Below are 22,654 nucleotides of genomic sequence, written 5' to 3' on the forward strand. Positions count from 1 at the left end.
CCATGAGCCTGCCCCCGCTTGTCGACCTGCCCGCTATTCTCTTGCCGTTTGTCACCCGCGCCGAGCAGTCGTTGCGCGATGCTGTCGAGGCATTGGATGACGACCATGGCCTGTCCACATGGACGCCCGAGCGCTGGGCGCAATTTTCCCGGGTAACCGCCGCCAGCGACTTTGTCACCGAGCAATCGGTGCGCGATCCGCTGATGCTGCTGGAACTGGTGCGCTCCGGTGAACTGGACCGTGGCTATGCCCCCGGCGAGTTATGCGCGCAGATCGCTGCAGCCGTAAATGCCGCCGAGACCGATGAACAACTCGGCCGGGCATTGCGCCGCCAACGGGCGCGCCACCAGGTGCGGATCGTCTGGCGTGACCTGACCCGCCAGGCCGATCTGGTCCAGACGTGCCGCGACCTTTCGGACATGGCCGATGCCAGCATCGACCAGGCCTATCAATGGTTGTACGCACGGCATTGCCAGCAGTTCGGCGTGCCCACCGGCCGGCGCAGCGGCGAGCCGCAGCAGATGGTCGTCCTCGGCATGGGCAAGCTGGGCGCGGTCGAACTCAATCTGTCGTCGGACATCGACCTGATCTTTGCCTATCCCGAAGGCGGCGAAACGGTCGGGGTCAAGCGCCCGCTGGACAACCAGGAATTCTTCATCCGTCTTGGCCAGCGCTTGATCAAGGCGCTGGACCCGATGACCGTCGACGGTTTTGTGTTCCGTGTCGACATGCGCTTGCGGCCCTACGGTTCGTCGGGTGCCCTGGTGTTGAGCTTCAACGCGCTGGAGCAGTACTACCAGGACCAGGGCCGCGACTGGGAACGCTACGCGATGATCAAGTCGCGGGTAGTGGCCGGGGATCAAGTGGCCGGTGCGCAACTGCAAGAGATGCTGCGACCGTTCGTGTATCGACGCTACCTGGACTTCTCGGCGATCGAAGCATTGCGCACCATGAAGCAGTTGATCCAGCAGGAAGTGCGGCGCAAGGGCATGGCCGACAACATCAAGCTCGGCTCCGGCGGCATCCGTGAGGTGGAGTTCATTGCCCAGGCCTTTCAGTTGATTCACGGCGGTCGCGACCTGAGTCTGCAACAACGTCCACTATTAAAAGTACTGAGTACGCTGGAAGGTCAGGGTTATCTCCCGCCAGCGGTGATCAGTGAGCTGCGTGAAGGTTACGAGTTCCTGCGTTACACCGAACATGCGATTCAGGCGATTGCCGATCGCCAGACCCAGATGCTGCCGGACAGTGCTCAGGATCAGGCGCGCATTGCCTTCATGTTGGGCTTTGCCGATTGGCCGGCGTTTCATGAGCGCCTGATGTACTGGCGCGGCCGCGTGGCCTGGCACTTCGCTCAGGTGATCGCCGACCCTGACGAGGAGCAGGGCGCCGAAAACGAAGTGGTGGTCGGTGGAGAGTGGTTGCCGCTGTGGGAAGAGGCTCAGGATGAAGAAGCTGCCTGCCGACAGTTGCAGGAAGGCGGTTTCGCCGATGCCACCCAGGCTCTGAAAGCCTTGGCCAGTTTACGCGGCAGCCCGCAATTGCGCGCCATGCAGCGACTGGGGCGTGAGCGCCTCGACGCCTTTATTCCGCGCTTGCTGGCCCAGGCTGTCGAGCATGCCAATCCGGATCTGGTGCTGGAACGGGTGTTGCCACTGGTGGAAGCTGTAGCCCGCCGTTCTGCTTATCTCGTTTTGCTGACCGAAAATCCCGGTGCCCTGCGCCGCTTGCTGACCTTGTGTGCAGCGAGCCCATGGATCGCCGAACAGATCACCCGCTTTCCGCTGTTGCTCGATGAGTTGCTCAACGAAGGCCGGTTGTTCAAGCCGCCGTTGGCGCCGGAGCTGGCCGCTGAGTTGCGCGAACGCCTGACCCGGATTCCCGAGGACGACCTCGAGCAGCAGATGGAGGCCTTGCGCCATTTCAAGCTGGCGCACCGCTTGCGGGTCGCCGCTTCGGAAATCGCCGGCAGCCTGCCGTTGATGAAAGTCAGCGATTACCTGACCTGGCTCGCCGAAGCGATACTGGAACAAGTACTGGCCCTGGCCTGGCGGCAAACGGTCGCCAAGTACGGCACGCCGCTACGCACCGATGGCACCTTGTGCGATCCCGGCTTCATCATTGTCGGTTATGGGAAAGTCGGTGGCCTGGAATTGGGGCATGGTTCGGACCTGGACCTGGTGTTCATCCATGATGGCGATCCACAGGCAGAAACCGACGGGCCGAAGTCGATCGATGGCGCGCAGTTTTTCACCCGGCTCGGGCAGCGGATCATTCACTTGCTGACAGCGCAGACCAACTCCGGTCAGCTCTATGAAGTCGACATGCGCCTGCGCCCGTCCGGTGCATCAGGGCTGCTGGTGAGTTCGCTGGGGGCCTTTGCGCGCTACCAGGAAAATGAAGCCTGGACCTGGGAGCATCAGGCGTTGGTCAGGGCGCGGGTATTGGTGGGTAGCGACGACGTCGGCCGGGCATTCGAGCAGGTTCGCGCAGCGATCCTGGGCAAGGCACGCGACTTGCCGACCCTGCGCCAGGAGGTCAGCGAGATGCGCGCCAAGATGCGCGATAACCTGGGCAGCAAGAGTACCGCGGCCGGCACCGGGGCAAATGCCTTCGAAGCCACAGTGCCCTTCGACCTCAAGCAGGACGCCGGAGGTATCGTCGATATTGAATTTATGGTGCAATACGCGGCCCTGGCGTGGTCCGAAACGTACCCGCCATTGCTGCGCTGGACAGACAATATCCGTATTCTGGAAGAATTGGAGAAGGCCGGGCTGATGCCTGTCGAGGACGCCAGTCTGTTGCGTGAAGCTTATAAAGCTTACCGCTCCGCCGCCCACCGGCAGGCCTTGCAGAAGAATGCCGGGGTGATTCCGGGTGACCAGTTCGCGGACGAACGGCGACAGGTCATGCGGATCTGGCGTGAACTGGGGCTAAGCTGAAACGGGATATTTGATACGCCAATATCCCCTGTAGGAGCGAGCATGCTCGCGATGAATTTGAGAGCGCCGCGGAGTGCCAGACTTGCTGCGTTATCGTTAACGACCATCGCGATCAGGCTCGCTTCTACAGTAGATTTGCGTTGTTCTGTAGAATTTTCGAGGCGGGGAGGCGTAGGCCTCCCCGGTTCGTTTATGGAAACCACATGAAAATTCTGATCGTTGGGCCCAGTTGGGTCGGTGACATGGTGATGGCGCAGACACTGTTTCAGTGTCTCAAGCAACGCCACCCGCAATGCGAAATCGACGTGCTGGCCCCCGAGTGGAGCCGGCCGATTCTTGAGCGCATGCCCGAAGTTCGCCAGGCCTTGAGCTTCCCGCTCGGCCACGGCGCACTGGAGCTGGCGACGCGTCGGCGCATCGGCAAATCCCTGGCCGGCCAGTACGACCAGGCGATCCTGTTGCCCAATTCCCTGAAGTCGGCACTGGTGCCGTTCTTCGCCGGCATCCCCAAGCGTACCGGCTGGCGTGGTGAGTTCCGCTACGGCCTGCTCAACGACGTACGCACGCTGGATAAAGAGCGTTACCCGTTGATGATCGAGCGCTTCATGGCCCTGGCCTACGAGCCAGGCCTTGAGCTGCCCAAGCCTTACCCGCGCCCGAGCCTGCGGATCGACCCGGTGACTCGCGAGGCGGCATTGGCCAAGTTTGGCCTGACCCTCGACCGCCCGGTGTTGGCGCTGTGCCCCGGTGCCGAGTTCGGCGAGTCCAAGCGTTGGCCGTCCGAGCATTACGCCAAGGTGGCCGAAGCGAAGATTCGCGAGGGCTGGCAAGTCTGGCTGTTCGGTTCGAAAAACGATCACGCCGTGGGTGAAGACATCCGTTCGCGGTTGATTCCCGGCTTGCGTGAAGAGTCGGTGAACCTCAGTGGCGGCACCTCGTTGGCCGAGGCCATCGATTTGCTGTCCTGCGCCGATTCGGTGGTGTCCAACGACTCTGGCCTGATGCACGTTGCCGCCGCGCTGAACCGCCCGCTGGTGGCAGTCTATGGCTCGACGTCACCGGGCTTCACGCCACCCTTGGCCGAACATGTCGAGATCGTGCGCCTGGGCATCGAATGCAGCCCATGCTTCGACCGCACCTGCCGTTTCGGCCATTACAACTGCCTGCGCCAACTGATGCCGCAGGCGGTGAACGAAGCCTTGCAGCGTTTGCAGGGCACTGTGGTCGAGGTCAAATAGTTTGCGGGTATTGCTGATCAAGACTTCATCGCTGGGCGACGTGATTCATGCGCTGCCGGCGCTGACCGACGCCTCGCGGGCCATCCCCGGCATCACCTTCGACTGGGTGGTGGAAGAAGGCTTCGCCGAAATTCCGACCTGGCACCCGGCGGTGGGCAAGGTGATTCCGGTGGCGATCCGTCGCTGGCGCAAGAACCTCTGGCAGACCATCAAGAGTGGCGAGTGGAAGCGCTTCAAGCAGAGCCTTCGCGCCACGAAATACGATCTGGTCATCGATGCCCAGGGCCTGCTCAAAAGCGCTCTGCTGACCCGGTATGTGAAAGCCCCGGTGGCCGGCCTCGATAAAGGTTCGGCGCGCGAACCCGTCGCCGCGCGTTTCTATAACCGGCGGCTGGCGGTTGCCCGCGGTCAGCATGCGGTAGAGCGGGTGCGTCAGTTGTTCGCCATCGCCCTGGGTTATGACTTGCCCAAGGGGCTGGGTGACTACGGCCTGAGTGTCGAGCGCCTGGTGGAATTGCCGCGCAAGAACCCCTATGTGGTGTTCCTGCATGGCACCACCTGGGACACCAAGCACTGGCCCGAAGCCTACTGGCGCGAGCTGACTGAACGGGTCGGTTACCTCGGCGTGGGCGTGAAACTTCCCTGGGGCAACGGCGCGGAAAAGGCCCGTGCCGAGCGCATCGCTGCCGGCTTCAAGCACGCCGAGGTTTTGCCCAAGCTGAATCTGGCCGGGGTCGGCAAGGTGCTGGCCGGCGCGCAAGCCTGCGTGGCGGTGGACACCGGCCTCGGTCATCTGGCCGCAGCCCTTGATGTGCCAACGCTGTCGCTGTTCGGCCCGACCAATCCGGGCCTGACCGGGGCCTACGGCAAGTCGCAGATTCACATGGCCAGCGATTTCCCCTGCGCACCGTGTTTGCAAAAGAAATGCACTTATCAACCGACGGCCGAAGATGCCAATCGGTTTGACCTGAAACGCGAGTGGCCATTGTGCTTCACGCGTCTGAATCCCGAGCGTGTCGCGAGCCGACTGAGCACGTTGTTACTGGCTGAGGAGCTGCGCTGATGCAATTGGCATTTGTCCTGTACAAGTACTTTCCCTTTGGTGGCCTGCAGCGAGATTTCATGCGCATCGCCCTGGAGTGCCAGAAGCGCGGGCACCAGATTCGCGTCTACACGCTGATCTGGGAAGGCGAGGTGCCACCGGGTTTCGAGGTACTCGTGGCGCCGGTCAAGGCATTCTTCAACCATCGGCGCAACGAAAAGCTCAGCGAGTGGATGGAAGCGGACCTGGCCAAGCGTCCGGTGGACCGTTTGATCGGCTTCAACAAGATGCCGGGTTTGGACGTCTACTACGCCGCTGACGGCTGTTTCGAAGACAAGGCGCAAAACCTGCGCAATTCGCTGTATCGGCGCTGGGGCCGCTACCGCCATTTCGCCGAGTACGAGCGCGCGGTGTTCGCCAAGGACGCCAAGACTGAAGTGTTGATGATTTCCGAGGTCCAGCAACCGCTGTTCATCAAGCATTACGGCACGCCACTGGAGCGCTTCCACCTGCTACCGCCGGGCATTGCCCAGGATCGTCGCCGGCCGGCGGATGCGGACGAAATTCGCGCCGGGTTCCGCGCTGAATTCAATCTGAAGGACGATGACTTGCTGCTGGTGCAGATCGGCTCCGGGTTCAAGACCAAGGGCGTGGATCGCAGTCTCAAGGCCCTGGCCGGGTTGCCCGCTGATCTGAAGAAGCGTACCCGTCTGTTTGTAATTGGCCAGGACGACCCCAAGTTATTCCAGATGCAGAGCGCCACGCTGGGGCTCGGCGACAACGTGACGTTCCTCAAGGGTCGCAGTGATATACCGCGTTTCCTGTTGGGCGCCGATCTGTTGATTCACCCGGCCTACAACGAAAACACCGGCACCGTGCTGCTCGAAGCGCTGGTGGCTGGGTTGCCGGTGCTGGTCAGTGCGGTATGCGGGTACGCCCATTACATCGCCGAGGCCGACGCCGGTCTGGTGCTGGACGAGCCGTTCGATCAAGCCCAGCTGACCCAGTACCTGACCGGTATGCTGAACGACGCTCAAGCAAGGGCGGCCTGGAGCCGCAACGGTTTGGCCTTCGCCGAGACGGCCGACCTCTACAGCATGCCGCAACACGCGGCCGATGTGATTCTGGCGGAGCACGCTTAAATGAAGTTGATGCTGGCTGAACCGTTCAAGAGCCTCTGGGCCGGACGCGATCCGTTCGCCGAAGTCGAGGGCTTGCAGGGCGAGGTATACCGGGAGCTTGAGGCTCGCCGCACGCTGCGTACCGAAGTGAACGGCAACGGGTTTTTCGTGAAAATCCACCGTGGCATCGGCTGGGGCGAAATCTTCAAGAACCTGCTCACTGCCAAGTTGCCGGTGCTGGGGGCTGGCCAGGAATGGAAGGCCATCCAACGCCTGCAGGAAGTCGGCGTGCCGACCATGACCGCCGTCGCTTATGGCGAGAAGGGCAGCAACCCGGCGGACCAGCATTCGTTCATCGTCACCGAAGAGCTGGCGCCGACTGTCAGTCTCGAAGATTACAGCATCAACTGGATCAAGCAGCCGCCCGAGCCAAAACTCAAGCGTGCGCTGATTGCCGAAGTGGCACGCATGACCGGCATGATGCACCGTGCCGGGGTAAACCACCGTGACTGTTACATCTGCCACTTCCTGTTGCACACCGACAAGCCGGTGACCGCGGACGATTTCAAACTCTCGGTGATCGACCTGCACCGCGCCCAGACCCGTCCGACGATCACCGCGCGCTGGCGTAACAAGGATCTGGCGGCGCTGTATTTTTCCGCGCTGGATATCGGCCTGACCCGACGCGACAAGCTGCGTTTTCTCAAGGGCTATTTCCAGCAGCCGCTGCGCCAGGTCTTGAGCGAAGAAGCCGGGCTGCTGAGCTGGCTCGAAGGCAAGGCCAACAAGCTTTACGAGCGTAAACAGCGATACGGGGACGCGCTCTGATGGCGGGCTGGAGGCTTGAGCCTGCTTACAACGATCTGGCAGAAGACTTCGGCAGCCTTGATGCCGTGTTTGCGCTGCAAGGTGAGCGCCTGACCCGCGATCCGTTGTCGGAGGTCATTCGCGTCCAGCGCAATGGCGTCAACTATTACGTCAAACGCTACGTGGGGGCGGGCAAGGGCTTGCGGCGCTACCTGGGTAAGCCACGGGTGAAAATGGAGTGGCAGAACCTCAAGCGTTTCGCCAAGTGGGGCATCCCCACCGCCGAAGTAGTGGCCTGGGGCCTGGAGCGGCGTGGTGCGGCCTACGATCGTGGGGCGATGATCACTCGCGAACTGCCACATACAGAAGACCTGTCGGCGCTGGCCGAGCGGCACGATGCGAAACTGGCGGACCGCGCCTGGGTCGACAGCATCAGCCGACAACTGGCCAGCTACACCCGCACAATGCACGAACATCACTTTACCCATAACGATTTGAAGTGGCGCAACCTGCTGGTCGACGATCAGGCCCGCCTGTTCCTGATCGACTGCCCCAACGGTGATTTCTGGAGCGGTTTCTGGCTCAAATACCGAATCACCAAGGACTTGGCCTGCCTGGACAAGGTCGCCAAGTATCAACTGTCGGCTACCCAGCGCCTGCGCTTTTACCTGCAATACCGCCAGTGCAGCCGGCTCAATGCCGCCGATAAAAAGCGCATCCGGCATGTGGTGAGATTTTTCGAGGGACGCGAATGACTGATTTCCTGGCCGCTGAAGACCGTGCGCTGCTTGAGCGCCACGGCCTCGGTACTTTCGATGCGCTCTGGGCCCGGCAGCTCGATGCCGTGGACGAACCCAACACCTTGCGTGGAGGCTGGAGCAGCGTGTTTCGACTGGATCTGGAGGGTCAGGGTTTCTACCTCAAGCGTCAGAGCAACTACCAGATGCATACCTTGCACGCGCCCTTTGGCGAGCCGAGTTTTGCCAGGGAGTTTCGTAACATCAGCCGCTACGAAAAGCTCGGCATTCCAGCGCTGAAAGCGGCGTTTTTCGGTGAGCGCAAGGTCGACGGCGAAGTCCGGGCGATTCTCCTCACTCGCGCCCTGGACGGCTGGGATGACCTGGATTCGCTGCTGCAGCGCTGGTCGGACCTCGGCGAGGCGCAACATGTGGCGATACTTCAAGCCTGCGGAAAACTGGCGCGGCACCTGCACGGCAAGCGTCAGGTGCATGGCTGTTTTTACCCCAAGCATATTTTCCTGTGCGCCACCGGTGACGGCTATCAGGCGCAACTGATCGATCTGGAAAAGACTCGGCCACTGCTGTTCGGCCAGCGGGATCGGGTCAAGGACCTGGAGCCGCTGTTACGTCGGGCGCCGGAATGGAGCGAGGCGCAGCTGCGCATTCTGCTGGCCGCCTATCTGGATCAATCTCAGGACAGCACGCTGATCGATAGCTGGCTGGCGCGCCTGACCGCGCGACGTAGCCATAAGGAGAAGCGCTGATGCATTTGTCCGAGCTGAAAAACGCTGGCCGTCAGCCGAGCCTGCCCATCAGTCTTTCACTGGCCGATGCTGCCGGGCCGGCGCAGTTGCAGTTGCTGACCCTGTTGCGGGTATTGCCTGGACAGCGTTATGTCGGTGCCGGTGTCTGGCGCGGTCGGCCAGTGCTGGCCAAGTTGCTGGTTGGCAACAAGGCAGCACGGAATTTCCAGCGCGAGTTGGACGGCGTGCGATTGCTCTCCGCCCAAGGCCTGACCACGCCACTCCTGTTGGCTGATGGCCTGAAGGATGGCGAGGGTGGCTGGCTGCTGTTTGAGTTCCTTGAGGGTGCCCAGAGCCTGGGCGATGCCTGGCAGCAGGTGGAAGGCCTGCCGGTGCTGGCCGACGAGCAGTCAACCGTGCTGGCGCAAGCCTTGGGTGCGATCGGCCAGATGCATCGCAAAGGTTTGTGGCAGGAAGACCTGCACCTGGACAACCTGTTGCGCCAGGGCAATCGACTGTATTTGATCGATGGCGCCGGGATCTGCAGCGAAACGGCGGGCCAGCCACTCTCGCGCCAGAAGGTCCTGGAAAACCTCGGGGTGTTTTTCGCCCAGTTGCCCAAGTCGCTGGAGCCGTTCACCGAAGAATTGCTGGTGTACTACCTGCTGAGCAACGGCGAGCATGCCCTACCCATGGAGGCGCTGCAAAAACAGGTCGACAAGGTTCGCAGCTGGCGCCTGAAGGACTTCCTGATCAAGACCGGTCGCGAATGCACGCTGTTCAGCGTCCAGCGCGGTGCGTTCGGCTTGCGGGCGATCCGTCGCGAGGAAGAGGCAGCAATGCTGCCGGTATTGGCCCAGGCTGATGCCTTGCTGGATCAGGGGCATCTGTACAAGACCGGCGGCGCGGCGAGTGTCGGCAAGGTTGAGGTGGACGGACGTACGCTGGTGATCAAGCGCTACAACATCAAGGGTTTCGCCCACTGGCTCAAGCGCTTCTGGCGCCCGAGCCGTGCCTGGCACTCCTGGCGCGAGGGCAATCGCCTGGCATTCCTCGGCATCGCCACGCCCAAGCCGCTGGCGGTGCAGGAAAAGCGTTTTCTCGGGTTGCGCGGTCGTGCCTATCTGATCACCGAGCATCTGCCGGGGCCAGACATCATCGAGCGATTCGCGCCGTACATTGATAGCGGCGATGCTCCTGAGACCGAGTTGCTGGCGCTGGATCACCTGTTCGCCGAACTGATTCGCGAGCGCATCAGCCACGGCGACTTCAAGGGCCACAATCTGTTCTGGCAGCAGGATCGTTGGGCGCTGATCGATCTGGATTCGATGTGCCAGCATGGCTCGCTCGCCAGCTTCGCGCCGGCGTATGCTCGGGATCGGGCGCGGTTCATGCGTAATTGGCCCGAGAATAGCGCGCTCTATCAGGTCATCGATCAGCGTCTACCCAAGGACGTCTCTGGCGCTGCCTGAACCCCTTCGAGAGATTAGCGGACAAGTTCCTGCGAACGGTCCTACATGATTTTGAGAAGCCATGAACTGTGGCCTGAATGACCGCGATGCTAGTTTGCCTGACGCTTACGGAGGGCAAGCTTTGACGATCAAGACGCTAGTTGTATCAGGTTTCATTTCACTGGCTTTGACAGGGTGCGGGACGGTCGCAACGGTATTTCAGGACGATGCCGACGCGGCCCACGGGCTTCGACGGCAAAAAACCTATTGTCAGTCCATTCCTCGGGTGTACAGCGGCCTGGCCTACGATTTTTGTGTGCTGAATGCGCCGCCCGATCCAACGGGTATCTACGTCCCGCTCGTTTTGGTGGACCTGGTATTGACTGGCGTGCTGGATACCGTTGTCTTGCCGTATACGATTTACCGGCAGGGCACGGATGGCAATATCAGCATTTACTGGCGGCCAGCACCCGAATAACCAACGGCACGGTCAACCCCGCTATCGCTTGCAGCTTGCCGCTAGAGGCTTGAAGCTGCTTTTAAGCTATAATCCCGCCCTTTAGCTGTCTCTCGCCCGTTGCGAGGGCACATTAATTTTTGAGGCGCATTGCGCCTGCACGCAGACTAAAGAGGCTAGACCCCTGTGGCATTGACGATTCTTGGCCTGTCCGGCGCCCTTAGCCATGATCCTTCCGCAGCCCTGTACATCGACGGCAAGCTGGTCGCGGCGGCGGAAGAAGAGCGCTTCGTACGCGATAAACATGCAAAGAACCGCATGCCCTACGAGTCGGCGAAGTTCTGCCTGGAACAGGCCGGCATCAAGCCTTCCGACGTTGACGTGGTAGCGATTCCGTTCGCACCGATCAGCCTGTTCGGCAAGGCGCGGTGGCAGTACGCCAAGCGATACTGGTACGCCCCGGACCGCGCACTTGACGCGATCCTGATGGGTAACCGTCGCTACAAGCGCTATCGCAACAAGATCGTCTGGTGCCTGGAGCAACTGGGTTTTGATCCGAAGAAGATCAAGATCGAGCCGGTTGAACACCACCTGGCCCACGCCTCCAGCGCCTATCACTGTTCCGGTTTCAAAGAGAAAACCGCGATCCTGGGCATCGACGGCAAGGGCGAGTACGCCACGACCTTCTTCGGATATGGCGAAAACGGCAAGATCCACAAGATCAAGGAATTTTTCGATCCGGACTCTCTCGGCGGCCTGTATGGCGCGATCACCGAGTTCCTCGGTTTCGACATGCTTGACGGTGAGTTCAAGGTCATGGGCATGGCGCCGTACGGCGACGCCAGCAAATATGATTTCTCGCGCCTGGCTTCGTTCGAAAACGGTGAGCTGGTCATCAACACCGACTACGCCAACGTTATCGGGCTGCGTCGTTACAAAGAGAAGGGCAAGGGTTACTACTTCTCGCCGAAGCTGATCGAGTGGCTGGGTCCAAAGCGCGAAGGCGACATCGCCGACGAGCCTTACATTCACTATGCCGCCAGCATTCAAGCGCTGTTTGAAAAAATTGCCTTGCAGATGATCGACCATTACCTGGGCGACGTGCTCAAGGAAACCGGCAAGCTGGCCTACGCCGGTGGTTGTGCGCTGAACGTCAAGCTCAACCAGAAAATCATCGCTCGCGACGACGTCAAGGAGCTGTTCGTGCAGCCGGCGTCCGGCGACGCCGGTACTGCGGTGGGCGCGGCAGCGTATGTGTCCCATGCCCGTGGCGTACCTGTCGAGAAGATGGAACACGTTTACCTCGGTCCGTCGTACAGCAACGAAGACGTGATCGCGGCCTGTGCTCGTCACGAGAACAAACCAACGTGGCGCAAGCTCGACAACATGCCCGAGCAGATCGCCAAGATCATGGTCGACGGCAACCCGGTGGCCTGGTTCCAGGGCCGCATGGAGTTCGGTCCGCGTGCACTGGGCGGTCGTTCGATCATCGGTTGCCCGAGCGTGGCCGGCGTGGCCGACCGCATCAACCACCAGATCAAGTTCCGCGAGCGCTGGAGGCCTTTCTGCCCGTCGATGCTCGACACCGTCGCACCGCAGATGATCAAGATCGATCACCCGGCGCCGTTCATGACCTTCACTTTCGAAGTGGCTGAAGAATGGAAAACCCGCGTGCCGGAAGTCGTTCACGAAGACGGCACGTCCCGGGCCCAGGTGCTCAAGCGTGAATACAACCCACGCTACTACGACATGATGAAGGCACTGGAAAACCTGACGGGTAACGGCGTGTCGCTGAACACCTCGCTCAACCGTCGTGGCGAACCGATGATCTGCTCGCCGACGGACGCCTTGAACATGTTCTTCGGTTCGGATCTACAGTATCTGATCATGGAAGACATCCTGGTGGTCAAAGAGGGCGCGGACACCTATGACACGCTCGGCTGAACGCCATGTGCTGCAGTTTTGTCACGGCTATGACGGGCCGTTCCTGGACTGCGCCCGGCAGTACGCCAGCCTGTTCGCGGGCACCGGCTATCGCGTGACCACGGTGTTTCTGACCGGGGTCGCTGACGCCGAGGTGGCCGCGGGTTGCGCCTCGGATGAAGTGTTGTTCATGGAGTACAGCTCCAAGGCCATTCGTGGCCTGAAGCTGGGCGCCATTGGCGATCTGCGCAAGATCGCCGCTTCGCGCAATTTCAGTTTCTGCATCGCCCATCGCTTCAAGCCGATCTACATCGCCTTGCTCGGCACCTCGTTGCCGGTGATTGGCGTGCACCATGCGTTTGACGATTACAAGCGCGGCACACGCAAGCTTTTCGCGCATATTTTCCGCAAGCGCCTGAGCCTGCTCGGGGTGTCCGATGCCGTGCGTGATGACATGCGCCAATGCCTGCCGAAGTGGCCGGCGGCAAGGATCCAGACGCTCTATAACCGGATCGATGTACCGGCTTTGCAGGCTAGCCAGGTGTCGGCTCGCGAGGCGCGCGAGACCCTCGGCCTGTCTGCGGATGCCTGGATCGTCGGCAACGTCGGTCGTCTGCACCCGGACAAGGATCAAGCCACGTTGCTGGAAGGTTTTGCCAAGGCGCTCCCCGGGTTGCCGGCCAACAGCCAACTGGTCATTTTGGGTAGCGGTCGTCTGGAACAGGATTTGAAGGCCCAGGCTCTCGAGTTGGGGATTGGCAACCGGGTGCTGTTCCTTGGTCAGGTCCCTGAGGCCCGGCGGTATTTCAGCGCTTTCGATGTGTTTGCCCTCAGTTCCGATCATGAACCATTCGGCATGGTGCTGCTCGAAGCCATGGCGGCGGGCGTGCCATTGCTCGCAACGGCCTGTGGCGGAGCCAAGGAAGTGGTCGAAGGCGTTGGTATCCTGTTTCCCTTGGGGGATGCCGAGCACTTGGCTCAAGGCCTGCAACATCTGGCCGCAATGGACGAGCAGCAACGTCGCCAGTGCGCCGAGTTGATGCTTGAGCGCCTGCGTGAACGCTTCTCCGACCGCGCGGTGCGCGATGCTTTCTGGCACTTGCCGCACGTTACCGAACTGGCACAGAGGGGCTGATGCTCAACCGATTTCAAGGCTGGCGCGAACGCGGCTGGTCGCTATCCGATGCCTCGACTTATGCCGAGGCCTGGCAGCGTTATGGCGGCAGCGTCGCCACTCACCCGCTGGTGGTCGAGCGCCTGGCGCGGCTCGCCGACATCCCAGTGCGATACCTGGCGTGGGAGCAAGGCGGCGAAATCAAGGCGGCGATTCCGACCTGGGGGCGCGACCTTGCCTTGTCCAAGGACGTGCTCAAGCGTCACGGCAAGAAGGGCTTGTTCGACCTCGGCAATGCCGAAATCATTCTGCCGGCTGCCGCCGATGCCCATGCACCTTTGCGCCATCGTGGCCGCTACTTGTCGGCGCTCAACGAAAACCGTTTCACCGGTATCAGGCTGCAGGCCGAACAACTGGCCATGGCGCGCACGCCCGAAGAGTTGTCGAAGAAATTTCGCTACAACCAGCGTCGCGAACTCAGGTTGCTGGAGGAAGCGGGTGGCGTCGTGCGAGCGGTTTCCGAGTTTTCCAGCCAGGAGCTGGGCGCGATCTATTGTGATTTGTTCCTGCGCCGCTGGGGTTTCCCGGCTACCGGTGCCGAACGCATGGCCGAGGTCATCGAGTTGTTGCGCGAGTTTCTGATCGGTTCGGTGATCTTCCTCAATGATGCCGCCATCGCCATTCAACTGGTTTATCGCGTTGAGACGCCGCAATGGATCAGCGTTGAATACATCAATGGCGGTGTCGATCCCGAAACCCGCGAGTTCAGCCCCGGTAGCGTACTGAGTTTTCTCAACACCCAAAGCGCCTGGGAGCACGCCAGGGCACTGGACAAGCCCCTGCGCTTTTCCTTTGGCCGTGCCGACCGGGAATACAAGGATCGCTGGTGCAACCCTGTGCCGGTCTACACCGTATGAGTCAAGCCATGACCCGCAAACAGCAATTGCTCAAGCGCCATCGGCGCAATAAACGCATCGGTCTGCTGGTGGCGCTGGTGCTGTTGATCCTGTCCGGCATCCTGGTGGTGTGGTGGTTGCCACTGGTGCTTGCGCTGGTGGGCTGGGTGGCCCACGAAGCCTGGTTTGCCGATCACCTGTTCTATAGCGCCAAAGACGACTATCAGTACACCTTTACGCCCTACACCCCGCAGCCCAAGGTTCACCTGAACGGGGAGCACCTGCGCCTGGATGAGGGCGTCATGCTGGTCGACGACGCTACGCTGGTGCTGGCCCTCAAGGTAAAAAGCACGTGGCTGGGACGTTTCTTCGATCCAGTGGTCGAGTTGACGGGGGGCGACAGCCCTGACCGGCAGACCTTCGAACGGGGAGTGGACGGCCTGCGTTACCTCAACCTCAGCGGCCAGGCCCAGGTGCTGTCGCGCGGTGAGTTGCGCCTGCGTGGGAGATTCTGCCGGCTACAGGGTGAGCCTGTGTTGTGGGCTTTTGAACATCCGGACTTTCGCCGTCAACGGGTGATGGTCATCGCCCCGCATGCCGATGATGCCGAGCTCGCGGCTTACGGTTTGTACAGTCAGGCAGATGAAGCCTGGATCGTGACGCTCACCGCCGGTGAAATCGAAGCCGAACATTATCAACGCATGGGCATGAACAAGGTCGAGGCGGCGCGCCTGAAAGGCCGTTTGCGTGCCTGGGACAGTATTGCCGTGCCGCGCTGGGCGGGAGTGCCGTCAGACCATTGCGTGCAGTTGGGCTATTTCTGCTTGCAACTGGAAGCCATGCAGGCATCGCCCGCCAAGCCGATAGGCTCGCGGGAAGCGGATTTGCACGACACCCGGGTATTTCGCCAATTGAACCCGTTTGGCCTGCCGGGCGATGTCGATGGCGCGCCAACCTGGAACAACCTGCTGGCAGATCTGCAAGCCCTGCTGCTGCGTGCCCGGCCTGAGGTAATCGTATTGCCGCACCCGACCCTTGATCCCCATCCCGATCATTTTTGTGCGCAGGCAGCAGTGCTCGAAGCGCTAAAGGGGCTTGATTGGCAACCGACGCTGTTGGGCTATGCCAATCACCTTCATGACAACGATCGCTGGCCGATGGGTGACACCGGTACCGCTATTGCCCTTCCTCCCGTGTTCGATCTTGGTCAGCAGATGCATCCCTACTGCCTGCAGCTTTCCCTGGCTCAGCAGCGTGACAAGGCAATGGCATTGGCGATGATGCACGACCTGCAACCGCCACCGCCATTCAAGCGTCGCTTGCGGCGTGGGTTGCAGCGGTTGCTGGCGGGCCGGGCCGGTTCGCGTTACGGCGAAAATGAATTTTTTCGCAAGGCTGTGCGACGCCAGGAACTGTTTTGGCGTTTATAAGGTGTCATGGGCCTGAAGGTCGGCCGTCTGAGGGCAGGTCCGGTTTCAGGTGTTGCTCCATTTGCCTGTTGTGGCAAGGAAGACGATGAAAGTTCTATTTCTGGTGCAGAAAGATCAGCGGGCCATCCTGGACCGTCTGTACGACGGGGTGGCGGCTCATTGCGAGTGCGACTTGCGGTGGTTGAGCAGCAAGGAACAGCGCAACCTGCGCAGTTATTTCCGGCGTGAAGTCGACGTGTCCCGGTACGACCGGATCGTGTTTTTCCTGCGGTTCAAGCAGGAGATCCGCCAGGTCGGATTTATCCGCACGATTCCCAACCTGGTCATCCTCGAGCACGATGCCTACCAGAACTACATTCCTTGCAAGTACACCGGTAAGTTCAGTGCGCACTACCGTCGATTGCCGTGGGCGCGAGTCATCAGTTCCGGTTTCGTTGTCACCGAGCGCCTGCGTTCGGAGGGCTTCGATGCAGTGTTCGTTCCCAAGGGCTACGACCAGACGCAACTTGAAGATCAAGGGCGTGAGCGGGATATCGAGCTGGCGTTCGTTGGCAGTACCAACAGCGTTGCCTATAGCGGCCGCAAGGCGCTGCTCGATGAGCTGGCGAGTGTCGAACCCCTGGTTGTCACTCGTACCAAGTCCGGCGAGGAGTACCGCGATACGCTTAACCGCATTCGATTTTTCGTCAGTGCGGACGTCGGCATGGGCGAATTCATGATCAAGAACTTCGAAGCCATGGCCTGTGGCTGTGTCTTGCTAGCCTATGATCAGGGTGCCGCGGAATGCCAAGCGCTGGGCTTGCAGGATATGCACAACGTGGTGTTGTATCGGGACATTGCACAGCTTCAGGAAAAGCTGGCCATTCTGCGCAGCGACCCGCAACTGGCGCAGCGTATCGCGCGCAACGGTCAGGAGCTGGCGGTCAGTCAGTTCAGCTTTGCACGCATCGGCCAGCGTATCGTTGAGGAGCTTGAGCCTGCACTGCGTGCCCGTGCGCCGCTGAGTCTGTTGGAAAGAATTCGACTCAATTTGGGTGTTTGACAAGTGTAGGCCGGCCATTGATATTGCTGACCACTTTTATCCTATTGAGAAAACCGTGCATTTTTCCCACGAGAGTGACATCACGCTAGTGGTCACAAGCTGTGGTCGCCTGGATCTGCTGAAGACTACACTCGAGAGCTTCGATCGATTCAATACGGCCCCTATCCGTGAAGTGTTCATCACTGAGGATGCGGGTGACGAAGGCGTTCACGCGGTCATTCCAGCTAACTGGAAGGAACACTGCACGGTGTTCGTCAATCGACCCAAGCTGGGTCAACTGGCGTCAATCGACCTGGCGTACGAACACGTCAGCACGAACTACATCTTCCATTGCGAGGATGACTGGGAATTCTATCGCCCAGGGTTTGTGGAAGACTCCATGACCATTCTCCAATTGCGCCCGGAAATCCTGCAAGTGTGGCTGCGTAGCTATACTCATGATCTGCGGGTTCACAGTCCCTACATTCATCTGGGGCCGCGTGAGGTCGTAGGTGGAGTGGCTTGCCATCCATTGATTTCCGACAAGCCGCAGTGGCAGGGGTTCTCGCTGAACCCGGGCCTGCGGAGGGTAAAGGAATATCGATTGTGCGCGCCATTCTCCGGGCACGGTGGAGAGAAAGCGCTGTCACAACGATACGCACAGCTGAATCTGACTGCCCTGACGCTTGAAGCGGACGCAGTCATGCACACCGGGTTTGGCCTGCACGTGCAAACGCCTATCGAGCGACAGCGCAAGGCGCGTCGTAGTCGGCGCGAACAGGTCAAATTCGTTTTGTTTTTGTTGTTGGGAGTCTGCATTGGCTGGACCATCAAGTAGCGACACCGCAGCTTATCCCCATTACCTTTTGTATTGGCTGCTTGCCCTATGAGTATTCTCAATGTGATGTGGGCCGGTGGTGCTCCATTTGCCTCGATCCACAAGGTGCATCAGCAGATACTGTCTCATGCCTTGCCCTCGGCCCCGGTGAAAACCTGGTTGCTTCAGGGAGGTGCGCGCGAATGTGGAGTGAACGTTGGTGAGATTCGGGAATGGGGGCTGACTTCTGCCCAATTGAAAGGGCGGCATTTCTGGCGATTGACCAAACCCTGGATGCGCGCCCGGTTTCACCGCGCCCTCAAGGACAGCGACGCGCGTTTGCTATTGCTTGACGGGTTGGGAGTGGCGCGCACGCTGTTGCCGATACTCAAGGGGTTGCCGCATATCCGTGTAGTGGTCATTTTTCATGGGGCGACGCGGCTGCATGCAGGTGATCGAGCGCTCTTCCAACAGCTCCCATCCTCCCAGCTGGCATTGGCTGCCGTGTCGAACACCCTCGCAACTTCCCTGAATCGTGACTTGCAGGTACCGGTCGTGACATTGCGCAGTGCCTTTGAGCCTGCCGCTTTCCATAGCGCTTTACTTCCTCGGGAAGAGGCGTTGAGCCGCTTGGGACTGTCTGCGAGCGGAGGACCAATATTGGGAGCGGTGGGGCGCCTGGTTTCGGAGAAGGGCTTCATTTGCCTGCTCGATGCCTTTGCAGGGGCATTGCACAAGCGCGCCGACCTGAGATTGGTCATTGTCGGGGAGGGCAGCGCCCGGGCCTCGCTGCAAGCGCGAATCGATGAGCTGGGACTGCGTGAGCAAGTCTTGCTGCCGGGCCATCTCGATGACGCGGCGCGTCTTTATCGTGCCTTTGACTGGGTGGCGATCCCTTCGCGGGAAGAAGGCCTGGGGTTGATCATGCAGGAGGCGGTCATGGCGGGCGTTCCGGTACTGTGCAGTGAGTTACCGGTGTTTCGCGAACAGTTGGCCGATAGCGGCTGGTATGCCCCGGTTGATGACGTGAGTGCGTGGCGCGAAGCGATCTTGCGAGCGTTCAGTGTCTCTGCCGAAGCGGTCGCTGCTGAACAATTCCAAGCGTTAGCGCCGGATCAAGCCTGGCTGAGCTTCAGCCAGACCGCCCGTGCGCTACTCTCATGATGGCAACACTGCCTGCTCCAATGCCTGCATCGGAAAGGTGTCGTTCAGGTTCTCGCGCGCAATATAGCGTGCGAAATGCTGCAGGTTGCGCTTGATCAAGTGGCGAGGCAATGGGGCTCGCAGGAACCGCATGTCAGCCACGTCAATCAGCCCCATACGATTGTCGGGCGTGATCACGATGTTGCCCAGATGCAGTGAGCGGAAGTAAATCCCCGATTGATGGAGGCTGCGTATCAGTGCGGCCAATTCTGGCAAGGCTTGCGGCCAGTTGAATCCGTCCTTGCTGGCGACCTGGCGCAGGGTCTGGCCTGGCAATGGCTGGTACAGCACGGCTGTCATGCCCGGTGCCTGCAGTCGGTAATGCTGCAGGACCTGCAAGGTCGGCACACCGAGCTTTTGCAGTTCGAGCGCGTTGTCGATAAAGCGTTTCGAGTATGGACGAAACAAGGCAGATGAAAAAATACGCTTGCGGCGAAACAGTTTGAGGATATTCCCATCTTGCAACAGGTAGACTTTTGGCCCGTAACTGTCGGCCTCGAGTACTTTGGCACCGTCAATCAATTGATCTATGGCTGCTTGAGGGAGCCGGGAACATTGCATCGTAGAAAGCCTTGTTGGAAGAACGGGGCACAGTGGCGGGCAATGATGCCGAAAAAATTCAGCTTTAACCATGTCGGGTTGGGTAGGCGAACGCTTACAGGAGCAATTTGATGCAAGAAACTCGTTGGGCGCAAGCATGGATGGCAGTAGGTCTTTTGTGGTTTTTGTTGGCCATCGCCATTGCGCCTACCAACAAGCTCTATCAACAAGGCTTGGTGGCGTTTCTCTGGTTGCCTGCAATCATCTTCTGCTGGCCTGCGCGGGCCCGGCTTCGGGAATTATTCCATGAGCAGCGCTGGATCTACCTGCCATTGCTCGGGCTGGTGATCTGGTCACTGCTCAGCCTTTCCTGGTCGAATACCCCTGACCTGGAACGCGCAGCCAAACGTGTGCTGTACGTCGTGGTATTCCTGTTGTTTTTCCCGGTATTCGCCAGTGCCCGCCCCGAGCGCGTGATCCGCATCATGCAGTGGGGAGGCATAGGATTGGCTGTCACTGCATTGGTGGCGATCGTCAAATTTTATGGGATGCAAGGCAACGCCTGGAGTTCACGTGTGGAAGGGTTGGGCGAATTGGCCCATCCGATTCTGGGCGGCTACGTCATCGGGTTGGCTGCGGTGTGGCTGGTGCTCTGGGCGCCACGTACTGGCACGATGCAGGTGGTTTGTGCCGTTGCGTTGGGTTTCCTGGGGTTATTCGTTCTGCTCAGCCAGAGCCGCGGTGCTGCCTTGGCAATGTTTCTCACGATACTTGCCATGCCGATCTGGTGCGGTGACCGGCGCAGTCGCATCATTGCGGCGGTCGCACTGATCGTCGCCATGCTTGCGTTCTGGCTTTTCGAATCCCTGGTACTGGCGCGCGGCGCTTCCTATCGCCCGCAGATCCTGTTGGCCAGTCTGCAAATGATCGCCGAGCACCCATGGCGGGGCCTGGGCCTTGGCAGTCACTACACGGTGTTTGCCGATGGGCAGTATTTTGACCACGCGCACAACCTGTTCACCCATGTGGCCATCGAATTGGGCCTGCCGGGATTATTGTTGTGGGCTGCGACCTGGATCGCTGTACTGCGCGAAGCGTGGAAGGTTCGGGAAACACTCTATGCCAAGGGAATCATCGGCATATGGCTGTTCTCTACCCTGGCGATGCAGTTTGACGCCGCCAGCCTGAATGGTACGCCAAGGGCTGAATGGTTTATCAGCTGGTTGCCCATTGGCCTGGCCAGTGTTTTGGTATGGGCGCGGGTCAATCCTGACGCTTGTGATAAAATTTCGCGTTCTTCCTAACCAGTGAGCTCTACGATGAGTGACGCACCGCCCAAAGCGGGACAGGACTCCAGCCTGAAAATCTATTTTCGGCTGTTGGGTTATGTAAAACCTTATCTCGGTCTTTTCTTGCTGAGTATCGTGGGCTTCGTGATCTTTGCCTCCACACAGCCGATGCTGGCGGGGATTCTCAAGTATTTCGTCGATGGCCTGAGCAATCCTGAAGCGGTGCTCTTTCCCGACGTCCCCTACCTGAAGGACTTGCAGCTGCTGATGGCCGTGCCACTGCTGATCATCCTGATCGCGGCGTGGCAAGGCCTGGGCTCCTTCCTCGGTAACTATTACCTGGCGAAGGTGTCATTGGGGCTGGTGCATGACCTGCGCGTCGAGTTGTTCAATAAATTGCTGGTCCTGCCGAATCGCTATTTCGATACCCACAACTCCGGGCATCTGATCTCGCGAATTACGTTCAACGTGACCATGGTGACCGGGGCCGCCACCGACGCTATCAAGGTAGTTATCCGCGAAGGCCTTACCGTGGTCTTCCTGTTTGCCTACCTGCTGTGGATGAACTGGAAACTGACCCTCGTGATGCTGGCGATCCTGCCGCTGATTGCATTCATGGTGGGTAATACCAGCAAGAAATTCCGCAAGCAGAGCAAGAAGATCCAGGTGGCGATGGGCGACGTGACCCATGTGGCTTCCGAGACCATCCAGGGTTATCGCGTAGTGCGCAGTTTCGGTGGCGAGAGCTACGAAGAGCGGCGTTTTGCCGAAGCCAGCCAGGGCAACACCGACAAGCAACTACGTATGACCAAGACCGGTGCGGTCTATACGCCGATGTTGCAGCTGGTGATCTACACCGCCATGGCCGCTCTGATGTTCCTGGTGCTGCTCCTGCGTGGTGATGCAACCGCCGGTGACCTGGTGGCCTACATCACTGCGGCGGGTCTGCTGCCCAAGCCGATCCGGCAGCTGTCGGAAGTCAGTTCGACCATTCAGAAAGGTGTCGCTGGCGCCGAAAGCATTTTCGAGCAACTGGACGTTGAGCCGGAAGTCGACAACGGAACCGTTGAGCGTGATCGCGTCAACGGCTATCTGGAAGTACGCAACCTGAGCTTCACCTATCCAGGCACAGAGCGTGAGGTGCTGAAGAACATCAGCTTTACCGCCGCGCCGGGACAGATGATCGCCCTTGTGGGTCGCTCTGGCAGCGGCAAATCGACTCTCGCCAGCCTGATACCGCGCTTCTACCATCATGAAGTCGGTGAGATCCTGCTCGACGATGTCGAAATCGAAGACTATCGCCTGCGCAATCTGCGTCGGCACGTAGCGCAGGTCACACAGCATGTGACCCTGTTCAATGACACCATCGCTAACAATATCGCCTACGGCGATTTGGCTGGCGCACCTCGCGAAGACATTGAAAAGGCTGCCGCGGACGCCTATGCAATGGACTTCATCGCGCAGATGCCGAAAGGCCTGGATACCCAGGTCGGGGAAAACGGCGTACTGCTGTCCGGCGGTCAGCGCCAGCGCCTGGCGATTGCCCGGGCCTTGTTGAAAAATGCTCCGTTGCTGATTCTCGATGAAGCAACCTCGGCACTTGATACCGAGTCCGAGCGCCACATTCAGGCAGCGCTGGATCAAGTCATGAAGGGTCGTACCACGCTGGTCATCGCTCACCGGTTGTCGACTATCGAAAAGGCCGACCTGATCCTGGTGATGGACCACGGCGAAATCGTCGAGCGTGGGACCCACTCTCAATTGCTGGCGCAAAATGGCTACTATTCGCGGCTGCATGCGATGGGGCTCGATACGCCGGCCGAAGACATCGCCTGATACCGACATCAGGGTGAGCCTGACTCACCCTGTGTTAATATCGC

General features: G+C 60.0%; 19 protein-coding genes. 18 read left to right on the forward strand and 1 reads right to left on the reverse strand.

The window, feature by feature from the left end:
- Positions 1 to 2: 2 nt before the first annotated feature.
- The 16 genes from glnE (at position 3) to HGP31_RS02655 (ending at position 18,906) form a co-directional block, all read left to right on the forward strand.
- Positions 3 to 2,942 carry a bifunctional [glutamate--ammonia ligase]-adenylyl-L-tyrosine phosphorylase/[glutamate--ammonia-ligase] adenylyltransferase gene (glnE, locus tag HGP31_RS02580; protein ID WP_020796213.1) on the forward strand — a complete coding sequence of 980 codons (2,940 nt, stop codon included), beginning with the start codon at positions 3 to 5 and terminating at the stop codon, positions 2,940 to 2,942.
- 203 nt (positions 2,943 to 3,145) lie between these two features.
- Positions 3,146 to 4,180: a lipopolysaccharide heptosyltransferase II gene (waaF, locus tag HGP31_RS02585; RefSeq protein WP_020796214.1), complete on the forward strand. Its 1,035-nt coding sequence runs from the start codon at positions 3,146 to 3,148 to the stop codon at positions 4,178 to 4,180.
- Between the two features lies 1 nt (position 4,181).
- Positions 4,182 to 5,243 (forward strand): lipopolysaccharide heptosyltransferase I, encoded by a 1,062-nt coding sequence (gene waaC / locus HGP31_RS02590; protein WP_020796215.1) that lies wholly within the window; start codon positions 4,182 to 4,184, stop codon positions 5,241 to 5,243.
- On the forward strand, positions 5,243 to 6,364 hold the full coding sequence (locus HGP31_RS02595; RefSeq protein WP_168757120.1) for a glycosyltransferase family 4 protein: 1,122 nt from the start codon (positions 5,243 to 5,245) through the stop codon (positions 6,362 to 6,364). The genes waaC and HGP31_RS02595 overlap by 1 nt, the downstream gene beginning before the upstream one ends.
- The gene (gene rfaP, locus HGP31_RS02600) at positions 6,365 to 7,171 is read left to right on the forward strand and encodes a lipopolysaccharide core heptose(I) kinase RfaP (RefSeq protein ID WP_020796217.1); all 807 of its coding nucleotides are present in this window, start codon (positions 6,365 to 6,367) and stop codon (positions 7,169 to 7,171) included.
- Positions 7,171 to 7,905 carry a lipopolysaccharide kinase InaA family protein gene (locus HGP31_RS02605; protein ID WP_020796218.1) on the forward strand — a complete coding sequence of 245 codons (735 nt, stop codon included), beginning with the start codon at positions 7,171 to 7,173 and terminating at the stop codon, positions 7,903 to 7,905. The genes rfaP and HGP31_RS02605 overlap by 1 nt, the downstream gene beginning before the upstream one ends.
- Complete coding sequence (locus tag HGP31_RS02610; RefSeq protein ID WP_020796219.1) at positions 7,902 to 8,654, forward strand: lipopolysaccharide kinase InaA family protein; 753 nt, start codon at positions 7,902 to 7,904, stop codon at positions 8,652 to 8,654. The genes HGP31_RS02605 and HGP31_RS02610 overlap by 4 nt, the downstream gene beginning before the upstream one ends.
- On the forward strand, positions 8,654 to 10,105 hold the full coding sequence (locus tag HGP31_RS02615) for a lipopolysaccharide kinase InaA family protein (protein WP_033039391.1): 1,452 nt from the start codon (positions 8,654 to 8,656) through the stop codon (positions 10,103 to 10,105). Before HGP31_RS02610 ends, HGP31_RS02615 begins: the two co-directional genes overlap by 1 nt.
- A 121-nt stretch (positions 10,106 to 10,226) precedes the next feature.
- A complete protein-coding gene (locus tag HGP31_RS02620) occupies positions 10,227 to 10,562 on the forward strand; it encodes a YceK/YidQ family lipoprotein (RefSeq protein WP_080725275.1) in 336 nt (111 codons plus the stop codon).
- Positions 10,563 to 10,727: 165 nt separating this feature from the next.
- Positions 10,728 to 12,485 carry a carbamoyltransferase family protein gene (locus tag HGP31_RS02625; RefSeq protein WP_020796222.1) on the forward strand — a complete coding sequence of 586 codons (1,758 nt, stop codon included), beginning with the start codon at positions 10,728 to 10,730 and terminating at the stop codon, positions 12,483 to 12,485.
- A complete protein-coding gene (locus HGP31_RS02630; RefSeq protein ID WP_020796224.1) occupies positions 12,469 to 13,599 on the forward strand; it encodes a glycosyltransferase in 1,131 nt (376 codons plus the stop codon). Before HGP31_RS02625 ends, HGP31_RS02630 begins: the two co-directional genes overlap by 17 nt.
- Positions 13,599 to 14,495 carry an antimicrobial resistance protein Mig-14 gene (locus HGP31_RS02635; RefSeq protein ID WP_168757121.1) on the forward strand — a complete coding sequence of 299 codons (897 nt, stop codon included), beginning with the start codon at positions 13,599 to 13,601 and terminating at the stop codon, positions 14,493 to 14,495. Before HGP31_RS02630 ends, HGP31_RS02635 begins: the two co-directional genes overlap by 1 nt.
- An 8-nt stretch (positions 14,496 to 14,503) precedes the next feature.
- Positions 14,504 to 15,904 (forward strand): PIG-L deacetylase family protein, encoded by a 1,401-nt coding sequence (locus HGP31_RS02640; RefSeq protein ID WP_168757122.1) that lies wholly within the window; start codon positions 14,504 to 14,506, stop codon positions 15,902 to 15,904.
- A gap of 85 nt (positions 15,905 to 15,989) precedes the next feature.
- Entirely contained in the window at positions 15,990 to 16,946 is a 957-nt protein-coding gene (locus HGP31_RS02645; protein WP_020796227.1) for a glycosyltransferase family protein, read from the forward strand.
- A gap of 55 nt (positions 16,947 to 17,001) precedes the next feature.
- Positions 17,002 to 17,763, forward strand: coding sequence for a hypothetical protein (locus HGP31_RS02650; RefSeq protein ID WP_020796228.1), 762 nt, complete (start codon positions 17,002 to 17,004; stop codon positions 17,761 to 17,763).
- Positions 17,764 to 17,811: 48 nt separating this feature from the next.
- Complete coding sequence (locus HGP31_RS02655) at positions 17,812 to 18,906, forward strand: glycosyltransferase (protein ID WP_168757123.1); 1,095 nt, start codon at positions 17,812 to 17,814, stop codon at positions 18,904 to 18,906.
- Here the strand turns inward: HGP31_RS02655 and HGP31_RS02660 are convergent.
- Positions 18,901 to 19,506, reverse strand: a complete 606-nt coding sequence (locus HGP31_RS02660; protein ID WP_168759125.1) for a serine/threonine protein kinase — start codon at positions 19,504 to 19,506, stop codon at positions 18,901 to 18,903. The genes HGP31_RS02655 and HGP31_RS02660 overlap by 6 nt on opposite strands.
- 110 nt (positions 19,507 to 19,616) lie before the next feature.
- Here HGP31_RS02660 and HGP31_RS02665 point away from each other — a divergent pair, with 110 nt between their 5' ends.
- The gene (locus tag HGP31_RS02665; protein ID WP_168757124.1) at positions 19,617 to 20,789 is read left to right on the forward strand and encodes an O-antigen ligase family protein; all 1,173 of its coding nucleotides are present in this window, start codon (positions 19,617 to 19,619) and stop codon (positions 20,787 to 20,789) included.
- A gap of 15 nt (positions 20,790 to 20,804) precedes the next feature.
- On the forward strand, positions 20,805 to 22,610 hold the full coding sequence (gene msbA, locus HGP31_RS02670) for a lipid A export permease/ATP-binding protein MsbA (protein WP_168757125.1): 1,806 nt from the start codon (positions 20,805 to 20,807) through the stop codon (positions 22,608 to 22,610).
- The last annotated feature ends 44 nt before the right edge of the window (positions 22,611 to 22,654 follow it).

Source organism: Pseudomonas umsongensis, from assembly GCF_012647205.1.
GTDB classification, from domain to species: Bacteria; Pseudomonadota; Gammaproteobacteria; order Pseudomonadales; family Pseudomonadaceae; genus Aquipseudomonas; species Aquipseudomonas umsongensis.